This window comes from Haliscomenobacter sp. (assembly GCF_033763495.1).
Lineage (GTDB): Bacteria > Bacteroidota > Bacteroidia > Chitinophagales > Saprospiraceae > Haliscomenobacter.
Map to the genome: position 1 here is coordinate 1 of NZ_JANRKL010000193.1, position 20,751 is coordinate 20,751.

Consider the following 20,751-nt stretch of genomic DNA (forward strand, 5'->3'; position numbering starts at 1 on the left):
ACGGGGTGAAAGTTGATATTTTGGTTTCATGTTTTTTTGGTTGAGGAGGTTGAGGAGTTGAGAAGTTGAGGCTACCGCGAGCGATTTTGAAAAGGACTTTGTCTAAGTCGCTCGCGGTAGCCTCAACTTCTCAACTTCTCAACCTCTGCCTTCGCCTGCTGCACCTTCACAATGGCATCCAAATCCATCAATTGGTACTCCAAGCGTAGTTCATAATTTTCCAAAAGGCTCTCGTACAAATCGGCATTGGTACTGAAATTACCCTCCTGCATTTTGATCAGTGCATCGAGGGTTTTGAGCTGTTCTTGTACAAATTCGTGGGTCAATCGCGCTTCTTCTTGCAGAGACATGGCCCGACCAAGGGTTGCTGCAAAATCATTACCCAGGGCCTGGGCTTCCAGGTCCAAACCCTCTCGGCGCAGTTGTTCCTCCCGCGCTTTGGCCTCGTATTTTTTGCGGTAAAGGGGCAAACGAATGCCAATGCGGGGCATCACCATGTCTTTACCGTCGGAGGTAAGGCCGTGTTCGGTTATTTTGCTCATCACCACGTAGTCCAGGCCAAGGCCAATGTCCGGTTTGCCTTCCAATCGGTTCAAGGTTTCCATTTGACGGGAAGCTTCCTTTTCGTAACGCAAACTGCTGATGGCCGGGTGCTCTCGTTTGATCTGTTGCAACAGGGAATCCATTTGAAATGGCAGGATTTCAAAGGTCAAGGTTTCATTCAATTGAATGGGTGTTTGAGCCGGTCGATTCAACAATTGATTCAAGCGATACTGTGGAAATTGGGTGCGGTTTTTCAGTAGGTTCAGTTGCTGCTCCTGTTGACGGATTTTCAGCTGCACTTTCAACACCTCAGTTGCATTTCCGCGGCCACTCTCCACCCTGGCCAGTGCCAGTCGTTCGGCAGAGCGACTCAAGGTGATACTTTCTTCTAAAAAACGAATGCTATTGACCGTTTGGTAATAATCCAGCCAGGCCATTTTGACTTCATACCGGAGATTGAGTGCTTCCGCCTCCGCTTGTTCGTAAGTCACTCGCGCTTCACTGAGCGTCAAAGCTGAGCGGGTTGACAAGGTGCCGGGCCAGGGAAATTCCTGCATGCCCCCAATAATCGCCGCTTGCTCCCAGGTACGCATGCGCAAAGGCAGGAATTGGGTGCTGACATCCAGTTGAGGATCGGCCAATTGGGTTTGTTGCGGCGCGCGTTCCAGTTGGGATTGGTAGCGGGTGTAGCGGGCTTTGAGCTCGGGGTTTTGGCGCAGGGCAATTTGGACGAGGCTGTCGAGGGGCTGGGCTTTTAGTCCTAAAATTCCTGTCGCCATCACCAAAAGTAAAATAGCCCAACGGTGAAATGCTGCTGGTACAAGTCGCATTGCTAGTACAAATCGCTGACTTGTACCCATTATCCCCGCGTCTCTGACGCACAAGCAACGCAAAAAAACTTCAAAACCACTTAACAAAGAAGCAATTGCAACACATCTGGAGACGTGTAGATAATGGTTCAAGTCTGGAGACTTGAACCAGCTGAGGCAACGCACAAATTCATTTTTCATTTTATTCATAACTCCTCAGTTTTTTTCCCACGCAGTCCCGCCTCTTTCCACAAGCAAAACAACACTGGAACAATGAAGATGGAAATGATTTCAATCAAAAGCCCACCAAAGGCCGGTATTGCCATGGGTGCCATGATGTCGGAGCCCCGACCGGTGGAGGTTAAAATCGGTAAAAATCCCAGCAAGGTGGTGGCTGTAATCATCATGGCAGGGCGCACTCGGCGAGCTGCCCCCTCTAGCACCGCCGCTCGAATTTCGCTGGTATTGCCAGGCTTCAAGGCCGCAAAACGCTCCCGCAGGTAAGTGGCCATCAACACACCATCATCGGTCACAATTCCAAATAAGGCCAGGAACCCTACCCATACCGCCACACTGAGGTTGATGGGGTGAACATGGAACAAATCCCGCAAATTTTCACCCAACAAATTGGCATCCAAGAACCAGGGCTGGCCATACAACCACATCATGATAAAACCTCCGGCGAAAGCGACCAATACTCCTGTAAAAACCATTGCTGAAATGGTCAAAGAGCGAAATTCCAGGTACTGAATCATAAAAATGATCAGTAAAGTCAGTGGTAAAATGATGCGGAGCCGGGCATTGGCACGGAGATTTTGTTCATAGTTTCCTGCGAAGCGATAACTCACGCCAGGAGGCACCTGTAATGCACCGGAAGCCACCTTTTCGTCCAGAAATGTTTTGGCATTGGTCACTACGTCGATTTCCGGGTAGTTGTTTTCCTTGTCAAAAAGCACGTAGCCCACCAAAAAGCCGTCTTCACTTTTGATCATTTGTGCTCCGGCGGTATACTTGGTCTTGACCAGGTCACTCAGTGGAATGGGGTTGTTGCTGTTTTTGGAGGGGATAAAAATATGTTTGGCCGCCTCCGGGTCGTTGCGCAACTCACGGGGGTAACGCACCCGCACATTGTAGCGCTCGCGGCCTTCCACCGTTTGAGTGACCGCAGTTCCACCGATGGAGGCTTCGATGTAGCTTTGCACTTCGGCAATGCTCAGTCCATGCCGGGCTATGGCGGCGCGGTCGATTTCCAATTCGATATAGGGTTTGCCTACAATCCGATCTGCAAAGACCGCGGCATCCTTCACCCCTTCCACTTCACGAAGTAATTTTTCAATTTCAAGGCCAAAAGCTTCAATACTTTCCAAAGTTGGCCCCTTGACCTTGATGCCCATCGGGGCGCGCATCCCCGTTTGCAGCATGATCAAGCGGGTTTCGATGGGTTGCAACTTGGGAGCCGAGGTAATGCCCGGGAGTTGGGTTACTTTGCTGATTTCATCCCAAATGTCATTGGGCGATTGAATGTGGTCACGCCATTGGCGGAAATACTGGCCATTCCGATCTTCAATCAAGTCGCCTTTTTTGTCCCTCCCAAACTCACCCCTTTCATCCACCTTGAAGCGGAGGCGATTGCCGTCTTCGTCGGTTTTGTATTCGGACTTGTACAAAATCACGTTTTCGTACATGGGCAAAGGAGCGGGATCCAGGGCACTTTCTACCCGACCAGCCTTTCCTACCACGGTTTCTACCTCGGGAATAGCCGTTACTGCCATGTCCAACATCCGCAAATTGCGGGCGTTTTCCTGTGTCCCCGAGTGAGGCATGGCACTGGGCATGAGCAGGAAGGAACCTTCATCCAAAGCAGGCATAAACTCACGCCCAATCCCTCTAAAAATGAAATACCCTGCGCTCAATATGCCCAGGGGAATGAGCAAAAACAGCAACTTGTATTCTAGAAAAAAAGCCAACAAGGGGCGATAAATAATGGTCATTCCGTACAGGAGTCCCAACAGCGCCGCGATAATGCCTCCTACAAAGAGGTAATTGAGGGCAAAAGACTGATCCACTCCCAGCGGCATCCACATGTGGGTGATTAGGCCAGCTACAATTGCTGCGTATACCAAATTGATGCCCAGCTTGATCCGTTCGTGCAAAATGCCACCCCAACGTTTTTCACTCCACACCAATACTGCAGCGGATAGCCCAATGATGAGCAATATAAAACCAAGGGTGTTTTGCTCAAATAGCAAAGCTACGATCCCACTCACGAACAAAGCCCCGGCACCGAGCCAACGCCAAAAACGCCGCGTTACTTTCCAGGAAAAAACAGTATGCGCCAAGGCTGGCAATACCATAATGGCCAGTACAATCGCAGCACCAAGTGCAAAGGTTTTGGTAAAAGCCAGTGGGCGGAACAATTTCCCCTCGGCACCTTCCAGCGCGAATACGGGTAAAAAGCTCACGATGGTTGTTAGTACCGCCGCTACCACCGCCGAACCCACTTCGGCTGATCCCTCGTACACCGTGGTGAACAAATCTTCTTTATCACCTTGGGTTTCCAACCTACGTACAATGTTTTCCGACATCACGATACCTACATCCACCATGGTACCAATGGCAATCGCAATGCCCGAAAGCGCTACGATGTTGGCATCCACGCCGACCAATTTCATCACGATAAAAGTCATCAATACGGCAATCGGTAAAAGCCCCGATACCACCAGGGAAGCCCGCAGGTTGAACAAAAGCACGATGACCACAATGATGGTGGTGAGGATTTCCTGGATCAGGTTGCCGTACAAGGTCCCCAAAGTTTCTTTGATCAGGTGGGTACGGTCGTAAAAGGGCACAATTTTCACCTGAGAGAGGGTACCATCAGCCAGTACTTTGCTGGGCAAACCGGGTTCAATTTCGGCAATCCGTTCTTTTACTTTTTGAATGACTTCCAAGGGGTTGGAGCCAAAACGCGCTACTACTACCCCACCCACGGCCTCGGCACCCGACTTGTCCAAAATCCCCCGGCGCTCGGCCGGGCCGATGTTGACTTTGGCGATGTCGCGGATGCGAATGGGGATGTTGTTGCTGACCCGCACCACGGTTTCTTCCAAATCCTCAAGGGTTTTGATGTAGCCAAGTCCACGCACGTAGTATTCCACCAGGTTGAGTTCCAGGGTTTGGGCACCAATATCGAGGTTGGATTGGCGCACGGCGTTCATCACCTCTTCCAGGCTGATGTTGTAGGTGCGCAATGCCTGAGGATCTACGTCAATTTGGTATTCCTTGACAAAACCACCAATTGAAGCTACCTCGGATACACCCGCAGCGGAGGTCAATCCATAGCGCACGTAAAAATCCTGGATGCTGCGCAATTCGTGGGCATCCCAGCCACCAGTGGCTTTGCCTTGAGGGTCCCGGCCCTCCAAAGTATACCAGAAAATTTGCCCCAGTCCGGTCGCATCCGGGCCTAGCGTGGGTTGTACGTTTTGCGGCAGCAAACTGGAGGGCAGTGAATTGAGCTTTTCCAAAATCCGCGAACGGCTCCAGTAAAAATCTATCTGATCCTCAAAAATGATGTAGATGCTGGAAAACCCAAACATGGAGGTGGAACGGATGCTCTTCACCCCCGGTAGCCCCAACAAGGTAGTCGTCAGCGGATAAGTAATCTGATTCTCGATGTCCTGTGGCGAACGCCCCGGCCAGTCGGTGTATACAATCTGCTGGTTTTCGCCGATGTCAGGAATGGCATCAACTGCTACCGGATCACGCGGCAAACCCGGGATGTGGAAGTCGAAAGGTGCCGATACCAATCCCCAGCCAGTGAAAAGCAGCAATACCACCCAGGCCATGAGTTTATTGTGCAAGAAAAAATAAATGATCTTGTTCAACATAACCTGCTGCTTAATTCTTTCCTGAGCCAACCCGTTTTTGCAAATCGGCAATACGTTTGTTTAAATCTTTGATCGCAGTGCTCAGTTTTTCCTTTTCAGCCAAAACCAAAGCACGTTGGGCCGCAGCTAATGCCGTTGGATAGTCGTCCAAATCCGCATGGATTTTTTGGGCCAAATTGGGGATGGAAAAGGTTTTATCGTCCAGCTTTTCCGCTGCTTCTATCCAGCTTTTGGCCTGCAGAATATCTCGTTTGGTCGCATAGTAATAAGCTGCAGCCTTAAACAGCAAATCAGCATTTTTCTCCTGCTTATCAATCAAACGCTTTTGGATTTCGGCCATGTTGTTGAAATCGGCGATGGTTTGAAGCGGGATTTTGACCAGGGTATTTTCCCACATCAAATTCAGTGAACTTTCTCCACGTGGGTTAAAGTCTCCAAACTCGATGGTGAAGGTTTCATAAAATCGCCCCGCTGCTTCTGGCTTTACCTTAAAGCGGTGAATGTCTACTTGGGAGTCGTACCCAAAAGCGCCGTGCAGCGTGGCATCCCGATTGAGGATGAGCGTCCATTCCTCTGGGCCAGGGATACTGAAAAGAGAATATTTGCCAGCCGGGATTTTTTTGCCGCCGATGATCACTGTTTCGCGCAGGGCAAGTGCGGTACAATCGTTGGCCCCGGTGCGCCACAGGCTGTCGAAGGGGATGAGTTGGCCAAAAATTTTGCGTCCTCGTGCTGATGGGCGACCATAGGTTACGGTGATGTCACTTTCGCCAAAATTTTGCACCAGGGTAGCATCCGGGCTGGCGGTAGGGGCTTTTAAAGTGGCTTGGGCATGGGTATGTTGCAGACAAATACCGGATACACAAAGGGCTAAAACACTGCCGAGCAATATTTTTTTCATAACTATAAAATTGATGCATGCTGGATACAGCACTGAAGAATTAATCAAAAAGGGAGATTGTTTTCATCAGGACGATGAAGACTTAAAGCTGACAGAGGCTAACAAAGGAAGGATTGTACCAGCACCGGAATGTCGCGCATGCGAGGCGGGGGCTTGTAAAGGTAAAAACGCAGAATTTTTTGATTGTGGGGAAGAATATCTCGAGAGAATGCTATGGTTAAATTTAGGCTTGGGGGTAAAATAAACGCGTCAGCGACAAGGCTGAGTGCTAGCACTTTTTGTAAGGTAGGCTGGGTGTCAGTTTTGAGGAAAGAAGATTTGTCCGAACAGCAGGGAATACGGGAAAGGCTTTCCTGTCCAGTGCTCGCTTCCGCTTTTTCACAGCAGGAACCTTGAACCTGTACTCGTTTTTGACAGCAACTTTTAGGCTGTACAAACAAGGCTACCTTTTTGCCCCGCATTTGGCACAAATGCTCAAACACCATTATCCCGCTGGAGGATAAAAGGATGTTGAGTGCCAGAATGAGGTGCAAAATTTTCAGCATTGGGTTGCTATTTGAGGGCAAAGATACGGTTGAAAACGATGTGCAGGGGGATTTTGTTTTTAGCCACAGGCCTACAAACGCTTTCCCATCGTAAAAAAAGCCACAAAACTTCCATTTTTTCCAAGCGGGCACCACCTAGAAAACCTATTTTTGCACCACCAAAATTTGCATACCCAATGAAGAAACACAATTTCAGTCCTGGGCCGGCTATTTTAGCAGCATCGGTCATTGAAGAAGCCGCTCGTGGCGTACTCAATATCAACAACAGTGGACTATCTATTTTAGAGATTTCCCACCGTAGCAAAGATTTCATCGCTATCGCTGCTCAGGCCGAGCAACTCGTACGCGAATTATTAAATCTCAGCGACGATTACGCCGTATTGTTCCTCTCTGGAGGCGCCAGTACGCAGTTTTTCATGGCCCCCATGAACCTCCTGAACGAGGACGAAACGGCAGCGTACGTCAATACAGGCACCTGGGCCGATAAAGCCATCAAGGAAGCCAAACTCTTCGGCAAAGTGGAAGTACTGGCTTCGTCCAAGGAGCAAAACTACACCTTCATCCCCAAAGGTTGGACGGTGCCTAGCCATGCCAAATACCTACACCTGACCAGCAACAACACCGTCTACGGCACCCAGTACCACTGGTGGCCCGACACCGAAGTGCCGATCGTATGCGACATGTCTTCGGATATTTTCAGCCGTCCAATTCCGATGGAGAAATTTGGACTGATCTATGCCGGGGCACAAAAGAACATGGGTCCTGCAGGAACCACATTGGTGATTGTGCGCAAGGACTTGCTCGGCAAAGTAAACCGCGCCATTCCATCCATGCTTCAATATGGCATTCATGATTCGAATGACAGCATGTACAATACCCCACCGGTATTCCCCATCTACGTTTCATTGCTGACCATGCAGTGGGTCAAAGAACAAGGTGGACTTGCCGCAATGGGCGCCCACAACCAGGCCAAAGCTGACTTGTTCTACAATGAACTGGATGCCAATCCACTCTTCAACGGCACTGTTACCGAAAAAGGCGACCGCTCCTTGATGAACCCAACTTTCCTGGCCATCAACGAAGAGGTCGACAAGGCTTTTGATGCTGCGGCCAAAGCTGCGGGTATCGATGGGATTCGTGGGCACCGCTCGGTAGGTGGTTTCCGCGCTTCCATGTACAATGCCATGCCGCTAGAAGGTGTACAGTTGTTGGTGGATGTGATGCGGGATATCGCGCAGAAAATGGGCTAATCGATTTCAGATGGGGGATTTCGGATTTCGGTGGTATTCCAGGCTTGAAATCGTCCGAAATCCGAAATCCCACTTCCGAAATAAACAATAAAAGGTGCTCTCCTCTTCCATTGAACTAGGCGGTCAACACATCCCGGTCAAAGTCATCCACGAACGCCGGAGCTCCTTCCGTGCAGCCACTGGCAAGCAAGGTTTCATCTTGCGCTTGCCCAAACGCCTGGACAAAAGTGGAGAAAAACGCGCCTGGGAGTGGTTTGAAACCTGGGCCAAAGCACTCCATCGGGATAAGCCCGATTTTTTCCAGCGTTTTTTAAGCAAACAATACAACGATGGTGATGTCATACAGGTAGGCAGTCGCCAATATACGCTGGGCATCAACCTCGAAGATCAGGCTTCCCACACCGCCAAGTTGCACCCCAATCGCTACATTCAATTGAATTTGGTGCGCTCCGTATCAACTGAAGAGCAGCACAAAGCCGCGGCTACCTTACTCAGCCGCTTGATTGGACAGGATTTTTTGCCGGAATTTTCTCGCCGGGTGCTGGAACTCAACCAACTGCATTTTGCCAAACCAATTAAAGATATCCGTTTCAAAAACACGAGTTCGCGCTGGGGCAGCTGCTCCAATACCGGCAATCTTAATTTTTCTACCCGCCTGTTGTTTGCTCCCGCTGAGGTGATTGATTATGTGATCATCCACGAGCTCGCCCATTTGATTGAAATGAACCACTCGGATCGTTTTTGGGCGCTGGTGGAAAAGGCCATGCCCAATTATGTGATGCAGGAGAAGTGGTTGAAGAAACATGGGGCTGGGTTGGGGTTTTGAATAGGATTTATTGCAACACAAATTCCGTCCGCCGGTTCTCCCGCCGTCCCGCCTCCGTCGCATTGTCAGCAATAGGCTGGCTTTCGCCAAAACCTTTGTAGCTCAAACGAGCAGCAGCAATTCCTTTGCCCATCAGATAGGTGTACACCGCTTTCGCCCGTTGTTCCGACAATTTCAGGTTGTCTGTATCAGACCCGACATTATCCGTATGCCCATTGATTTGGATCTTCAAAGTGGGGTTTTGTTGCAAAAGCTCAGCCAGGCGATCCAATTCGGGGGCAGATTCCGGGCTCAGGACTGCCAATCCCGTTCCAAAAAACACATTGCGCAAGATTACCGGAGTTTTATCCGCCGGGACTGTGGTAACACCCTCGGCAGGTAAAGCTTGCAAACCTGCACTCAGTTCATAAGCTTGCGCGGCATTGCGCACTTCGGCCAGTTCAAAATTGGCTGAATAAAAGGTATAACCAGGGTGATTGGCATTGAGGGCATAGTTTTGTCCGACAGGCAAACAGACCATAAAGCTGCCATCAGAGGCGGCTTTTGCTTTGTAAAACACCCGCTTAGTGTTCAGTTCCTGCACCTCTACTTCTGCGGTCAGTGGCGCTTTGCTAGCCAGGTCAAATACCTTGCCACGAGCAAAGGTGACTACTTTGGGGCGATTTACGGCTGGCATTGTAAAAGTGTAGATATCCGAACGCCCTTGTTTAATGCCTTCCGCATTGCGGGTATCCTCCACATCGGTCGAAAACCAGGCACGGCTACCGTCCAAACTTACGGATAAGGCTCCCTCATTGGCGCGGGTGTTGATGGGGTAACCCAGGTTTTGGGGTGTGCCCCAGTTCCCTGCGCTATCCAGGCGGCTCAGGTATAGATCGAAGCCCCCCATGCCAGGATGGCCGTTGGACATGAAGTAGAGGGTAGCGCCATCAGGATGCAGAAAGGGGGCTTGTTCATCTCCCAGGGAGTTGACTTTAGGTCCCAGGTTGCGCGGATTGCTCCACTTGCCGTCGGACAATTGTCGGCTCAGCCAGAGGTCACGCCCGCCTACTCCACCTGCGCGGTCGGAAGCAAAAATCATGACCCTGCCACTGGCAGAAATGGAGGGCAGGGATTCCCATGCACCGGAGTTGATGGGGGCACCCAGGTTGGCGGGAGCAGTCCAGGTACTGTCTTGAAAATAAGATACGTAGAGGTCACAACCACCCAGGCTTTTGGCCAGGTTGCAACCTGTGAAATACAAGGTTTTGCCATCTGCCGACAAGCAGTGTCCCGCCTCATTGAAGGGGGTGTTAAGGGCAACCAAGGGTTCGGCGTTTTGCCAAACGCCGTTTTCCATTTTGCTCACAAAAAAATCTTCCTGCCCTTGCACCAGGCGGCTGAAGACCATCGTTTGTCCATCCGCACTGACGGAAGGCAAAAATTCAGCTTGCTCAGGGTTGTTGATGCTGGAAGGGAGTTTTTCGGGGTTAAAGGGTACTGGTTTTTTGATGGCCTCAGCGGCGAAAACGGCGTCGGCGCGGTTGCGTTGGGCGCGTTTGATCAGCTCGGGGTTCTTTTTTTCGCGTTGCAAAAATTGATCCCAGGTACTCAAAGAGCCCATAAAATCATCGGCCCGCATTTGGGCTAAAGCCAGTTGGTAGTACAAACGGGTTTGATAATCTGGCCCCAATTGCAGCGCTTCGCGGTAGCGTTGGATGGCTTTAGGATAGTTTGGCTCGTCGTAATGGATATTGGCCAGCAGAATGATGCCGTCAATAAAAGTGGGATCTTCCTGGAGGATTTTTTCGAGGCCGCTTTGGGCGTCGGTGAAGTTTTTGGCTTCGGCCTGGGTACGGGCTTTTTCGAATTGTTTTTGGAGTTTGGGGGCGAGGGTGGTACGGGTGGTAAAGTTTTGGCTAAAGGCAAGGGGACCTTGTAGGCAGCAGTACAATCCGAGGAATAAAATGAAGGTGTAACGCATGGATGGCTGAATTCAGTAGCATCATAACGAAGGGAGAGCGGGAATCGGTACGTTTGGGTAGGTTGAAACAACCAATATCCAACCATTTTACACAAAAAATAATACGTCCTGATCCGTAGATGATTGATTGGCGATCCATCTGAGTAGATCAGTAGCACTAAGTATCCCTACCACTTTGTCGTTGTCTTTGACCAATACGTGTTTCACCTGGTTATTTAACATTATTTTTGCCGCTTCGGGTATTGAATCGTCAATGTTGACGCAATAAAGTTGAGTACTCATCAAACCATCTGCAGTTAAGCAGTTATCGTTTACATTGCGCAAATCTGATCTGGTCACAATGCCGATAATGGTATCTTTTTCTGTTTCATCGGCAATTAAGATGGCACCGATGTTTTGTTGATCCATTAATTCAATTAAGGTTTTAATGGTAGTCTCTGGATTGACCACCACACCTAGATTGCTCATGAGCTGTTTAATGGTCTTCATGGGTGAAATGGATAAAAGGGTGTAGCAGCAGGAGGCAGAACTTGGTCCTAACTGCTACCCCAAGGTTACAATAAAAAATCATTAGACCTTTTACTTCACCATTTACTAAGTGCTTGTTTGGGCTGTATTCTTTAGTATTAATGCACTCTAGTTCCCTTCATTTCCCAGCATGTTCACAATCGGCGTTTTGCCATCCGTGACGATTGTTTTAGTATTGGGAGATGTCGACAATTTTTGAAAAGCTTCAATTTGCTTGAATTTCAATACATTGGGAGTAAGACTCAAACTGATTAGTTCGTTGGCTTTTTTGATGCCTTCTGCCTCAATCTCGTTGCTTTTAGCCTTTGCTTCCGATTCAATGATTGCTGCATTTTTCTTACCTTCTGCTTGGATTCTGGCGATTTCTTTAGCTCCTTCTGCGTCGATGATTTGGCGTTGGGCTTCTTGTTTTTGGCGATCGAGTACAAATTGCATTCGCAATGCATCCTGTTCAGCTTCAAGTTTGGCTTCGATGGATTTGGAAAGGCCAGCAGGCAATGTAATGCTCTTCAATAACACCGCTTCGATGATAAATCCTTTTGGGCCGCATACCTCTATCAAGCGCTGTTTGATCGCTTCTTCAATCTCGGCGCGCTTCGAACTATGCATGTTCTTTGCGTCATATTCTGAACATACATCTGAGGCAGCTGAGCGAAAAACGGGTAGGATCAACATTTCCTCAAAAGCCATTCCTGTTTCCTTGAGGATTTGAGGCACTGAACTGGGTTGAATCCGGTAGAGAATTGAACTTTCTGAGCGAATGGTTAAACCTTCTTTTGACGGTAAATTTTCGGTAATGGCCAGGTTCATCGTTCGAATTGGCACCCTCACCACCATAGTGGTAAATGGATTAAACGAAACTAAACCTGGAGGTCTTACATTGTCCTGGATGCGACCAAAAGTGCGTTTCACGCCAACTTGATCCGGCATGACTGTTGCACAACTGGCCATGAATACAGCTGCCAAAATCAGCAGGGTGTTTCTTAGCTTTGTCATGTGTTGTGTTTTTATGTTAAAGCAAATAGGTTCAAAAAATAATAATACTATCAAAAAAAGAAGTAATACTATTATAACACACAACAAAGACATTGGTTCGATTAAATGTAAGAATCTTAGGATTGTTTGGGTTGCGATAAACTAGGCGCTCGAAACACCACTTGCCATAGGGATTTAAATTTTGAATCGCAAAAAATCCAAGATAAAACCTACATCACTATCCGGAAGCGATGCACTGCGATATCACCCTTATACCTAAAATGCACGAAATACTCCCCAACCGGTAAGTTCAATTTGGAAACCCGGTACACATTGCTGTTGACCCGTTCAATGTGGGGTTTGACCTTCTGAAGCGTTGAGAGGTTAAAAAATTCCTTGCGAAGGTACTGGCGGTCCAAGCGTTCAGGTACAAAAATCAGGAATTCGTTGTGGTAAGTCTCGTTCGGTATGATGCGAATGGCATAAAGCGCACGGGTGCTGGTACTGTCCTCATTCAGGCCTGTTTTGTAGTTCAAAGTGGCAATATCCGGGGTCCATTGAGCATTGAGTGTGCTGAGCCCGATTAACCAAATTAGTGCGATCAAACAGTTCTTTTTCATGCTTCATAGTTTTCACATTCAACTCAGCTAGAAAGAACATTGTTCGAGAAAAGATTTTACGACCTACTGAGCGGGATTACGGCATCGCCAATTCCCGATCCACCCAAATCGCCAACTGCCTTTTCGTCACCCCTTCCTTTTCCATTTCTCGTTTTTTCACCTTAAATCCCAATTTCTGTAAATATTTCACTACCACCGTTGCACTCAAGACACCCTGCTCGGCCACCTTCAGCCCAGGGCGCAGCTGATCCAATAACGATTGCAAATCCTGCTGCTCAACCAATTTATCCGGGTAAAAAAACATCTCATTGGCCCAATCCACTGCTTTTGGTTCAGCCCGAACCCAGCCACGCACACAAGCCCTTTGAATGGCACGAAAATCGGGGTCTTGGGGTCTGATATCGGTTAGCGGGAACACATAGGCACTCGCAGCGAGCAATATTTCCTGCAATGTGGGGACCTTCAGCTCCCGCGCTTCAATGCCTTTTTTCACCACCATCGCTGCCGCTGCACCAGCTGCTTGCCCAATGCCCAGCACGACGGGTTGCAGTCGGGTACAGCCATTGACCATGTGTGACACGCTGATGCTTTTTTCCGCCACAATCAGTCCATCCACCTGCTCCGGGATCAAGCAGGCATAAGGCACGGTGAAGGGCGGGATTTGGTAATAGTTCTTTTCGTTGCTTACGGCCGGATTTTCTTCGTGGTGGTGATCGATGGGGTAATTGCCCACGGCAATGCCAATTTTGTAAAAAGCTTTGCCCCCGGGAGCATATGGGTCCAAGAGATCATTCATGGTAAAAAATTGTAGCCCTTTGACCCTCCGAGCTTCGCGGTGGTAAGGGATAAAGGGCAGACTGTCGACAGTGCCAAATTCATTGTACAAGCCCAGGTGGCTAAACCCTGCTTTGTTTTGCAAAAACCAGACATAGGCCAAAGTCTTTGTTTTGGCGGTTTTTAAGGCCTTTTGCCGCTCCGAGGTACTCAGTCCAATTAAATTCAGGTAGGTGTCGTTGCCTTTGAGCGGCCAGTTGATCATGTATTTGTTGTTGGGCAGTTTGCCATAAGTGATCAAGGCGGCACAAGCATGGCGGGCATTGGCGGGGTCGGGGCAAACTTCTTTACAGGTGCATTCAAAATCGTACAGGTCGTAGTTTAGTGGCTTCGGCAACAGGGGGGCTTTTCCTGGGCCATAGTCCTTAAGAATGGCTACGTAGGTGAGGTCTTGAATGTTGTCGGCCTGACGCTCCAATGGGGCGAGTTCTTCTCCGGTCAAACTGCGGGGGTCTTGCCCGATGTAATGTTCGCAACCCGCCATCGCCAGCACGTCGCCCAATTCGGTAGCATCAATGGTGATTTTGGCGTGGATCTCCAGCTTTTCCCCTGCGGCATTTTCAAAAACCACTCCAGTTACAGCATTACCCAATTTCAGTACCTGGACAGGGAAATAGCCATGCATGCGGCTCAAGTTCGGATAGGGGTCGAGTAGTTGCTTGAAAATCTGATTGCCAACGGCGGGTTCGTATTGGGTTTCGCTTACCCAACCAGTGGCCAGGGCCTTGGGGCCACCATAATGTTGTTCCAATTTGCTGCGGAATTCCCCCCAGATGCCCGAGGGCATTTTGTGGTTGCCATCAATGGCGCTTACCCCTGAGGCGGTCAGCATACCACCCAGCCAGGGTGTCTCTTCTACCAGGATGACTTTGCGGCCCATGCGTGCGGCTTGGAGCGCTGCGGCAGTGCCGGATGCGCCTCCTCCTGCGATCAGAATTTCGGTTTTGAGGATTTGGGGGGATTGTGCCAACAGAGCTGTACCCACACAACAAGAGAGGAGAAAAAGCAAAGGGAGGATTCGCCGCATGATTTTGGTGATTTGAAAGATGATCTGAGGTAAAATACCGCAAAAGTTGGACACCTCCATTCATATGGACTATTTTTTGGCCTCTAATGCTTAGCTTGAAAAATCACTCACATTACGCAAGTTTGATTCTGAAAAGGAGCAGCTAGAATGTCAAGCTTTAATCTATTTAACTGCGTAATGTCAGTTAGTAAGTTGAAATTCCTATTTATTCCAATAACCTACCACCAAGCGTATTTCCCTTTTTGCACCACATCCGTGACCTGCAAATCTGCCTGCACAAACACCTCCCCAGTTTTATCTTTCCGCAAAATTTCCACCTGAAAAGGCATTTTTTGTTCCTGAAAAAGCCGATAGTCGCTCCAGCGGAGTGCAGTTTGCCATTCCTGCCAGTTTTCGCTCCACAGGCTCAGTTCTTCCAATTCTTGTTGATCATTGATTTGGGCTTTAAAAAAAAAGGACTGGTTGTCCAGAGAGCAAGTAAAAGCCAGTCCTCCCACATTTGTATCCTCCCAATTGAGCTGGTAAAACAACCACCAATTGGGTTGCCAAACGGCAGCGGCGAAGTTATAAAACGCATTGCGCCGAGCCAAAACCAAGGGTAGCGCCGCTTTTTTCCACCGATAAGGAAAAGTAGACAACAACCAACGGGTACTGAATCCCTGGGATTGGCCATATTGCTCAGTCGCTTTGACCGACACCATAAAGGCTCGGGTGATGTCGGCATACCAAACCATGGTCAAAGGTTGTAGTGTAAAAAAAGCCTTGATTTCAGCGGGGTGCCATTTGCTTTTGGAACTGTTTCGTACAATACCTTTCATGCGTAGGCGTACTCGGGTGCTGGGCTCTGTTTGGGTCGTTGGATTGCTTTGGGCGAGGTAGTTGAGCCAGGATTGAGGGGATTGCTCTCCTTGAATTGGAGGAGCTTCAATAGGGGATTGTGCGGCTTCCCAATGCTGTTTGGCGCGGGGACGTACCAACAAACGAAACAAGCCACTACCTAGTAAGTCCAATAGTAGCCAAGCGGTGATGAAATAAGTGATCTCGGGCAAGTAGTATAAAATCTTGGACATGTTGGAGGGTTTCGTTGAGGCGCCACTAGCGTATAACTTCTTAGGTGACTCCTTAAGTGCCTTAGGTTTCTTAGGTGGTAAAAAACATTCTTTCACCACCTAAGAAACCTAAGGCACTTAAGGAGTCACCTAAGGAATAAAGGCAACTTAATCCTCCACATCCGCCGTTTCCAGTGCTGGAGCATCCACTGCCTCTATCTCGATCTCATTCAACTCCACCCGCAAGTTGCCAATGATAAAATCCTGGCGCTCTGGCGTGTTTTTGCCCATGTAATAGGACAGCACATCGTCGATATCCGTACTCTCGGTAATAATCACCGGTTCAAGGCGAATATCCGCACCAATGAAGGCTGAAAACTCATCTGGAGAAATTTCACCCAAGCCCTTAAAGCGGGTGATCTCCGGTTTGCCCCGCAGTTTTTTGATGGCGGCCTGTTTTTCAGCTTCCGAGTAGCAGTAAAAACGCTGCTGCTTATCCCGTACCCGGAAAAGTGGGGTCTCCAGGATATACAGGTGATTGCCCCGCACCAATTCAGGAAAAAACTGGAGGAAGAAAGTCAACATCAAAAGCCGGATGTGCATGCCATCCACGTCGGCATCGGTGGCGATGACCACGCGGTTGTAGCGCAGATCGTCCATCCCGTCTTCGATACTTAAAGCGTGCTGGAGCAGGTTAAATTCTTCGTTTTCGTAGACCGTTTTTTTGGTCAGGCCATAACAGTTAAGCGGTTTACCCCGCAAACTAAACACAGCCTGGGTTTGAACATCCCGAGCTTTGGTGATCGAGCCGCTGGCCGAATCTCCTTCGGTGATGAATAAAGTGGTTGCCAGGCGCAGGTCTTCAGCCACTTTTTTAGTTGAGTCGCTGAAGTGCAGGCGGCAGTCCCGCAATTTTTTATTGTGCAGGTTGGCTTTTTTGGCGCGTTGGTTGGCCAGTTTTTTGATATCGGCAATCTCCTTGCGCTCCCTTTCTGATTGCAGAATGCGTTTTTTCAGCGCATCTGCTACTTCTGGATGTTTGCGGAGGTGATTGTCGAGTTGCTCTTTGATGAAGTTGCCAACGAAGGTACGGATGCTTTGGCCGCCCTCAGGGGCCGTATTGACCGAGCCGAGTTTGGTCTTGGTTTGAGATTCGAAAACAGGTTCCTCAATCCGGACACTCACGGCAGCTACAATGGAGCCCAGGATATCCGTGCGGTCGTAATTGGCGTTGTAAAACTTCTTCACGGTTTCTACCACCGCTTCCTTGAAGGCATTGAGGTGGGTACCACCTTGAGTGGTGTTTTGACCATTGACAAAAGAGTAATATTGCTCGCCATAATGGTTGCCGTGGCTCATGGCCACTTCCATGTCTTCGCCCTTGAGGTGAATCAGCGGATAACGCAGGTCTTCGTTTTTACTCTTGCGCTCCAGGAGGTCGTAAAGACCATTTTTGGAGGCGATGATCTGCCCGTTGTAGTTGAGTTTTAACCCTGAGTTGAGGTAAGCGTAATTCCACAACTGGTTTTCAAGGTGATCCCGGTGAAAACGGTAATTGCGGAAGATGCCATTGTCGGGTTTGAAAGAAACCAAGGTCCCGTTGGGTTCGTTGGTTTTTGCAATGGGATGTTCCTTGACTAGTTCGCCTTGTTTGAATTCGGCAACTTTCATCTGACCTTCACGTACAGCTTTGACCAGAAAATAGTCTGAAAGGGCGTTGACAGCTTTGGTACCTACCCCATTCAAACCCACCGACTTTTTAAAGGCCTTGGAATCGTATTTACCGCCTGTGTTGATTTTGGATACACAGTCGATCACTTTACCCAAGGGAATGCCCCGACCATAGTCACGAATTTCGGCGGAGTTTTCCTCTATCTTAATGTGAATCTCCTTACCGTGCCCCATGACGTATTCGTCAATGCAGTTGTCCAACACTTCTTTGAGCAAAATATAAATGCCATCATCTGAAGAGGCTCCATCCCCCAACTTACCAATGTACATCCCGGGACGTAACCGAATGTGCTCTTTCCAGTCTAAAGAGCGAATGTTGTCCTCGTTGTAACTCACTTGCTGTTCTGCCATGTGCTCCGATGTTAAAAAAATATTAAAAACTACTGCAAATCAGTTCCAGAGTAGTGGGCAAAAATAAGTATTCATTTTTTTTGAGTCAAAGGATTAGATAAGACACTTAAAATGAACCGTTTACTTATCTAATCCTTTGACAAAATGAATCACTTATTTTTTTTTGCCCAAAAGAACGAAAAGAGTGGTATTTTTGCGTTAAATATACAGTAAAAAAACTTTTTCAAGCAACAAATTGTTGTTTATTTTTCAATTTCATCAGCTTGAACCGAGAAAACTTATACCGTCACCCTGCCATGCGCAACCTGCGCAATGCCATCCTTCGTGAGCTGCGGATGCAGTTTGCCATGAGTTTGGTATTGCTCGCTTTTGGTTCGGGACTATGCGTGTTGACCTTTAAAATCAACGTTGTTTTTTCCATTATTGGTTTAGGCTTAAGCATGGTGGGCGGCAAATTGGTCGTTGACACCACCACAAATCTGCGCATCGACAACCATCTTTTGCTCAATTACCTCCGCTATCAGCCTCAACAAATTGTGTGGGTGTATTCCATCATTACCGAACGTATCCCTTTCGGCATTCACTTGTTCCGCAAGGGCACGCTGCACTTCAAACTCGCCGATGGCAGTGATTATACGGTTGGCATGCAAGCTAGTAAATTAAAATTGGTTAGCAAATTCCTGATGCGCCTCCTGCCCCACGCTACTTTCGGGTACACCGTTGATCGGGAGTACACTTTCCGCGTAAGCCCCGAGCGCCTGCGCAAAGATGAAAGCAAAGACGACGATAGTGATTTTAATTTCTAGTTTTGGAATAACCTCTTCCAAAAAACTGGCGGTACCCCAAACTCAGCGCCAGCAGCAATCCGGCAAAAATCAAGACCACCACTGAAAAAGGCATGCTGATAATGGCAAAGATTCGCGTACGATCTACCAGCCACATCAGCCCTATGGTAGCAGCAATCAGCATGAGTAATCCCGACAATTTATCAAATCCAGGGATGTAACTCAAATCCACATTGCGCCGCACGATACTCAAGGTCAGAATCATGGATACGATGGGCAAAACCTGGGTATAGATATCCATGTTCAGGATGCTGGTGCGTTCGAATAAAAAGATATAGACATTGAGCGACAGGGCAAAGATACCTGGCACTGCGCTCAAATAAATGATAGCAGAATACAGGTATTTCCAGGGAGTATTCCGGCCTTCTACACCTGCTATCCAGGCCAGAAGCAAAGCCGCCACTGGCAAAACAGCAAAGTACAGGACTACTGATTCGGGATGATTGCCCAGGTAGATGAGCAGGTCATTCAAGGTCATGGTGCAATGATTTTGATCAGGAACAAGAGTTTGTTTAAACTCAAAACCCAAAGATATAAAATAGGTGATAACTAGAAGGGAGACTGCGGACCAATATGTTGTAAAGGTTCCACTACCAGGATGTGGTCATCAACAATATCCACCACCCGCACAGAGTCCCCTGGCCGAATTTCGGCACCAATCGAAACTGCATCCAGGGCATAGGGCGCTTTGCGCAAATTGAGGTGCACTCTTCCCAGTCCTTCCTGATGAGGAGGAATGTATTGCAGTACTTCCCCAGTGCTGGTGAGGGCTTCCTGATAATTGAATTCGGACCGATGAGAGGGAACAATTTTTTTCACAGGCTTACGCAGGCGCAAAATCAGGTAGGGAAACAATGCCGCAAGAACTCCAAAAGGTAGTCCATCTGCCAGGGAAATCAGTAAGCCTGGCTCCCAAATATGAGCCAAAAGACTTGTCCAGGACCAAAAGGTGAAAAAAGTCAGGATGAACCGAGCACCAGTTACTTTAGGACGGGTATAGCCGTGATCATGTTCATCGTTAAAAAACTGCAGGATCAAAAAAATACTCAGCAAGATGGTAAATACCACCGCAGCCACCCACAGCAGTTGCTCTGCCCAGGTGAGTCTAAGGAATGCGGGAATAAATAGCCAAATCTGCATAGTCTTCTCCATCTTAAAGCACGTTCAAAAAGAATACCTTGCTTTTCGACAAAAGTAGCTTACTTATGCCACACCGCGTCCTTTGTATCGACCAATGGGCAAGGATTTTCGCTCAAATGGGCTTCTATTGCTTTTTTCAACTGGTTTAAGTTTTTTAACAACATCAAAGCAGGAAGCAATTGAACTGGTCTATCTTTTTTCTCGAAACTGGCTGTTTTTACTAGTCCTTAATCTCCATAGTTTTGTAAAAAAAACATGAAACCGAAGACTTCCCGCATCGAACCCAGTCGTTACGCCAAACGGATGCGCAACGACGAAGGGACCATTCACACCATTCTGGACGAATCCCTGGTTTGTCACGTATCTTATGTATTGGACGGGCAACCCTTTATCATCCCCACTGCTTATTGCCGGGTGAACAACACCATTTATTTGCACGGTTCCGTAGGTAGTCATTTTTTCATGCAAATGGCCAAAGGTATTCCGGTTTGTATTGCGGTGACCTTGATCGATGCCCTGGTGCTGGCTCGTTCGGTTTTTCACCATTCCCTCAATTATCGCTCAGTGGTTGCTTTTGGAAGCACTCGCCTGGTGGATGACCCCGCGGAAAGGTGGATGGCCGCCGAACGTTTTACCGAGCACATCATCCCCGGGCGTTGGAACGATGCCCGCCAACCTTCAAAAAGCGAACTCAAAAAAACGATGTTCATCGCCGTTGAACTAGAAGAAGTTTCGGCTAAAGTGCGCGATATGGGCGTTGGAGATGATCCTGAAGACATGGAGGCACCGGTTTGGGCTGGTTTATTGCCTTTAACCCTGAACGTTGGTACCCCACAACAGGATGAGCAACAAGAGTCCAACATCCCAGTACCCGATTACATTAGCCAATATAAACGTTGAAAAAATTCCAACGCATTTCTCCCTACC

17 protein-coding genes are annotated in these 20,751 nt (G+C 48.4%); 4 read left to right on the plus strand and 13 right to left on the minus strand.

Translation table 11 applies throughout. From position 1 onward, the window contains the following. Positions 1-122: 122 nt before the first annotated feature. The 4 genes from SFV55_RS22095 to SFV55_RS22110 all read right to left on the minus strand — a co-directional run bounded on the left by SFV55_RS22095 (position 123) and on the right by SFV55_RS22110 (position 6,685). Positions 123-1,373 carry a TolC family protein gene (locus tag SFV55_RS22095; protein WP_320031732.1) on the minus strand — a complete coding sequence of 417 codons (1,251 nt, stop codon included), beginning with the start codon at positions 1,371-1,373 and terminating at the stop codon, positions 123-125. Between the two features lie 185 nt (positions 1,374-1,558). Beyond that, entirely contained in the window at positions 1,559-5,239 is a 3,681-nt protein-coding gene (locus SFV55_RS22100; RefSeq protein ID WP_320031733.1) for an efflux RND transporter permease subunit, read from the minus strand. Between the two features lie 10 nt (positions 5,240-5,249). After that, positions 5,250-6,140, minus strand: coding sequence for a DUF2911 domain-containing protein (locus SFV55_RS22105; RefSeq protein ID WP_320031734.1), 891 nt, complete (start codon positions 6,138-6,140; stop codon positions 5,250-5,252). A 98-nt stretch (positions 6,141-6,238) separates the two neighbouring features. Then, positions 6,239-6,685 (minus strand): HYC_CC_PP family protein, encoded by a 447-nt coding sequence (locus SFV55_RS22110; protein ID WP_320031735.1) that lies wholly within the window; start codon positions 6,683-6,685, stop codon positions 6,239-6,241. Positions 6,686-6,861: 176 nt separating this feature from the next. On the opposite strand from SFV55_RS22110, the gene serC reads away from it, so the two are divergent. Together serC and SFV55_RS22120 are read left to right on the plus strand one after the other, a co-directional pair. Continuing rightward, positions 6,862-7,935, plus strand: coding sequence for a 3-phosphoserine/phosphohydroxythreonine transaminase (gene serC, locus SFV55_RS22115; protein ID WP_320031736.1), 1,074 nt, complete (start codon positions 6,862-6,864; stop codon positions 7,933-7,935). Positions 7,936-8,029: 94 nt separating this feature from the next. Continuing rightward, positions 8,030-8,761 (plus strand): M48 family metallopeptidase, encoded by a 732-nt coding sequence (locus SFV55_RS22120; RefSeq protein ID WP_320031737.1) that lies wholly within the window; start codon positions 8,030-8,032, stop codon positions 8,759-8,761. 7 nt (positions 8,762-8,768) lie between these two features. Here the strand turns inward: SFV55_RS22120 and SFV55_RS22125 are convergent, their stop codons facing one another. The 7 genes from SFV55_RS22125 to SFV55_RS22155 all read right to left on the minus strand — a co-directional run bounded on the left by SFV55_RS22125 (position 8,769) and on the right by SFV55_RS22155 (position 17,839). Beyond that, positions 8,769-10,724 carry an OmpA family protein gene (locus tag SFV55_RS22125; RefSeq protein ID WP_320031738.1) on the minus strand — a complete coding sequence of 652 codons (1,956 nt, stop codon included), beginning with the start codon at positions 10,722-10,724 and terminating at the stop codon, positions 8,769-8,771. 87 nt (positions 10,725-10,811) lie between these two features. Next, on the minus strand, positions 10,812-11,192 hold the full coding sequence (locus SFV55_RS22130) for a CBS domain-containing protein (RefSeq protein WP_320031739.1): 381 nt from the start codon (positions 11,190-11,192) through the stop codon (positions 10,812-10,814). A gap of 168 nt (positions 11,193-11,360) precedes the next feature. Continuing rightward, positions 11,361-12,248: an SPFH domain-containing protein gene (locus tag SFV55_RS22135; RefSeq protein WP_320031740.1), complete on the minus strand. Its 888-nt coding sequence runs from the start codon at positions 12,246-12,248 to the stop codon at positions 11,361-11,363. 209 nt (positions 12,249-12,457) lie between these two features. Beyond that, positions 12,458-12,847, minus strand: a complete 390-nt coding sequence (locus tag SFV55_RS22140; protein WP_320031741.1) for a hypothetical protein — start codon at positions 12,845-12,847, stop codon at positions 12,458-12,460. Positions 12,848-12,923: 76 nt separating this feature from the next. Next, positions 12,924-14,708: an FAD-dependent oxidoreductase gene (locus SFV55_RS22145; RefSeq protein WP_320031742.1), complete on the minus strand. Its 1,785-nt coding sequence runs from the start codon at positions 14,706-14,708 to the stop codon at positions 12,924-12,926. Positions 14,709-14,926: 218 nt separating this feature from the next. Beyond that, on the minus strand, positions 14,927-15,778 hold the full coding sequence (locus tag SFV55_RS22150) for a DUF6920 family protein (RefSeq protein ID WP_320031743.1): 852 nt from the start codon (positions 15,776-15,778) through the stop codon (positions 14,927-14,929). Between the two features lie 147 nt (positions 15,779-15,925). Further along, positions 15,926-17,839 carry a DNA topoisomerase IV subunit B gene (locus SFV55_RS22155; RefSeq protein WP_320031744.1) on the minus strand — a complete coding sequence of 638 codons (1,914 nt, stop codon included), beginning with the start codon at positions 17,837-17,839 and terminating at the stop codon, positions 15,926-15,928. Positions 17,840-18,102: 263 nt separating this feature from the next. Between SFV55_RS22155 and SFV55_RS22160 the strand changes: the two genes are divergently transcribed. Further along, a complete protein-coding gene (locus SFV55_RS22160) occupies positions 18,103-18,645 on the plus strand; it encodes a hypothetical protein (RefSeq protein ID WP_320031745.1) in 543 nt (180 codons plus the stop codon). Here SFV55_RS22160 and SFV55_RS22165 read toward each other — a convergent pair. Further along, complete coding sequence (locus tag SFV55_RS22165; protein ID WP_320031746.1) at positions 18,635-19,162, minus strand: hypothetical protein; 528 nt, start codon at positions 19,160-19,162, stop codon at positions 18,635-18,637. The two genes, SFV55_RS22160 and SFV55_RS22165, sit on opposite strands and share 11 nt — an antisense overlap. A 71-nt stretch (positions 19,163-19,233) precedes the next feature. Beyond that, positions 19,234-19,836, minus strand: a complete 603-nt coding sequence (locus SFV55_RS22170; RefSeq protein WP_320031747.1) for an NfeD family protein — start codon at positions 19,834-19,836, stop codon at positions 19,234-19,236. 243 nt (positions 19,837-20,079) lie between these two features. Here SFV55_RS22170 and SFV55_RS22175 point away from each other — a divergent pair, with 243 nt between their 5' ends. Then, positions 20,080-20,724, plus strand: coding sequence for a pyridoxamine 5'-phosphate oxidase family protein (locus SFV55_RS22175; RefSeq protein ID WP_320031748.1), 645 nt, complete (start codon positions 20,080-20,082; stop codon positions 20,722-20,724). Positions 20,725-20,751: the final 27 nt, after the last annotated feature.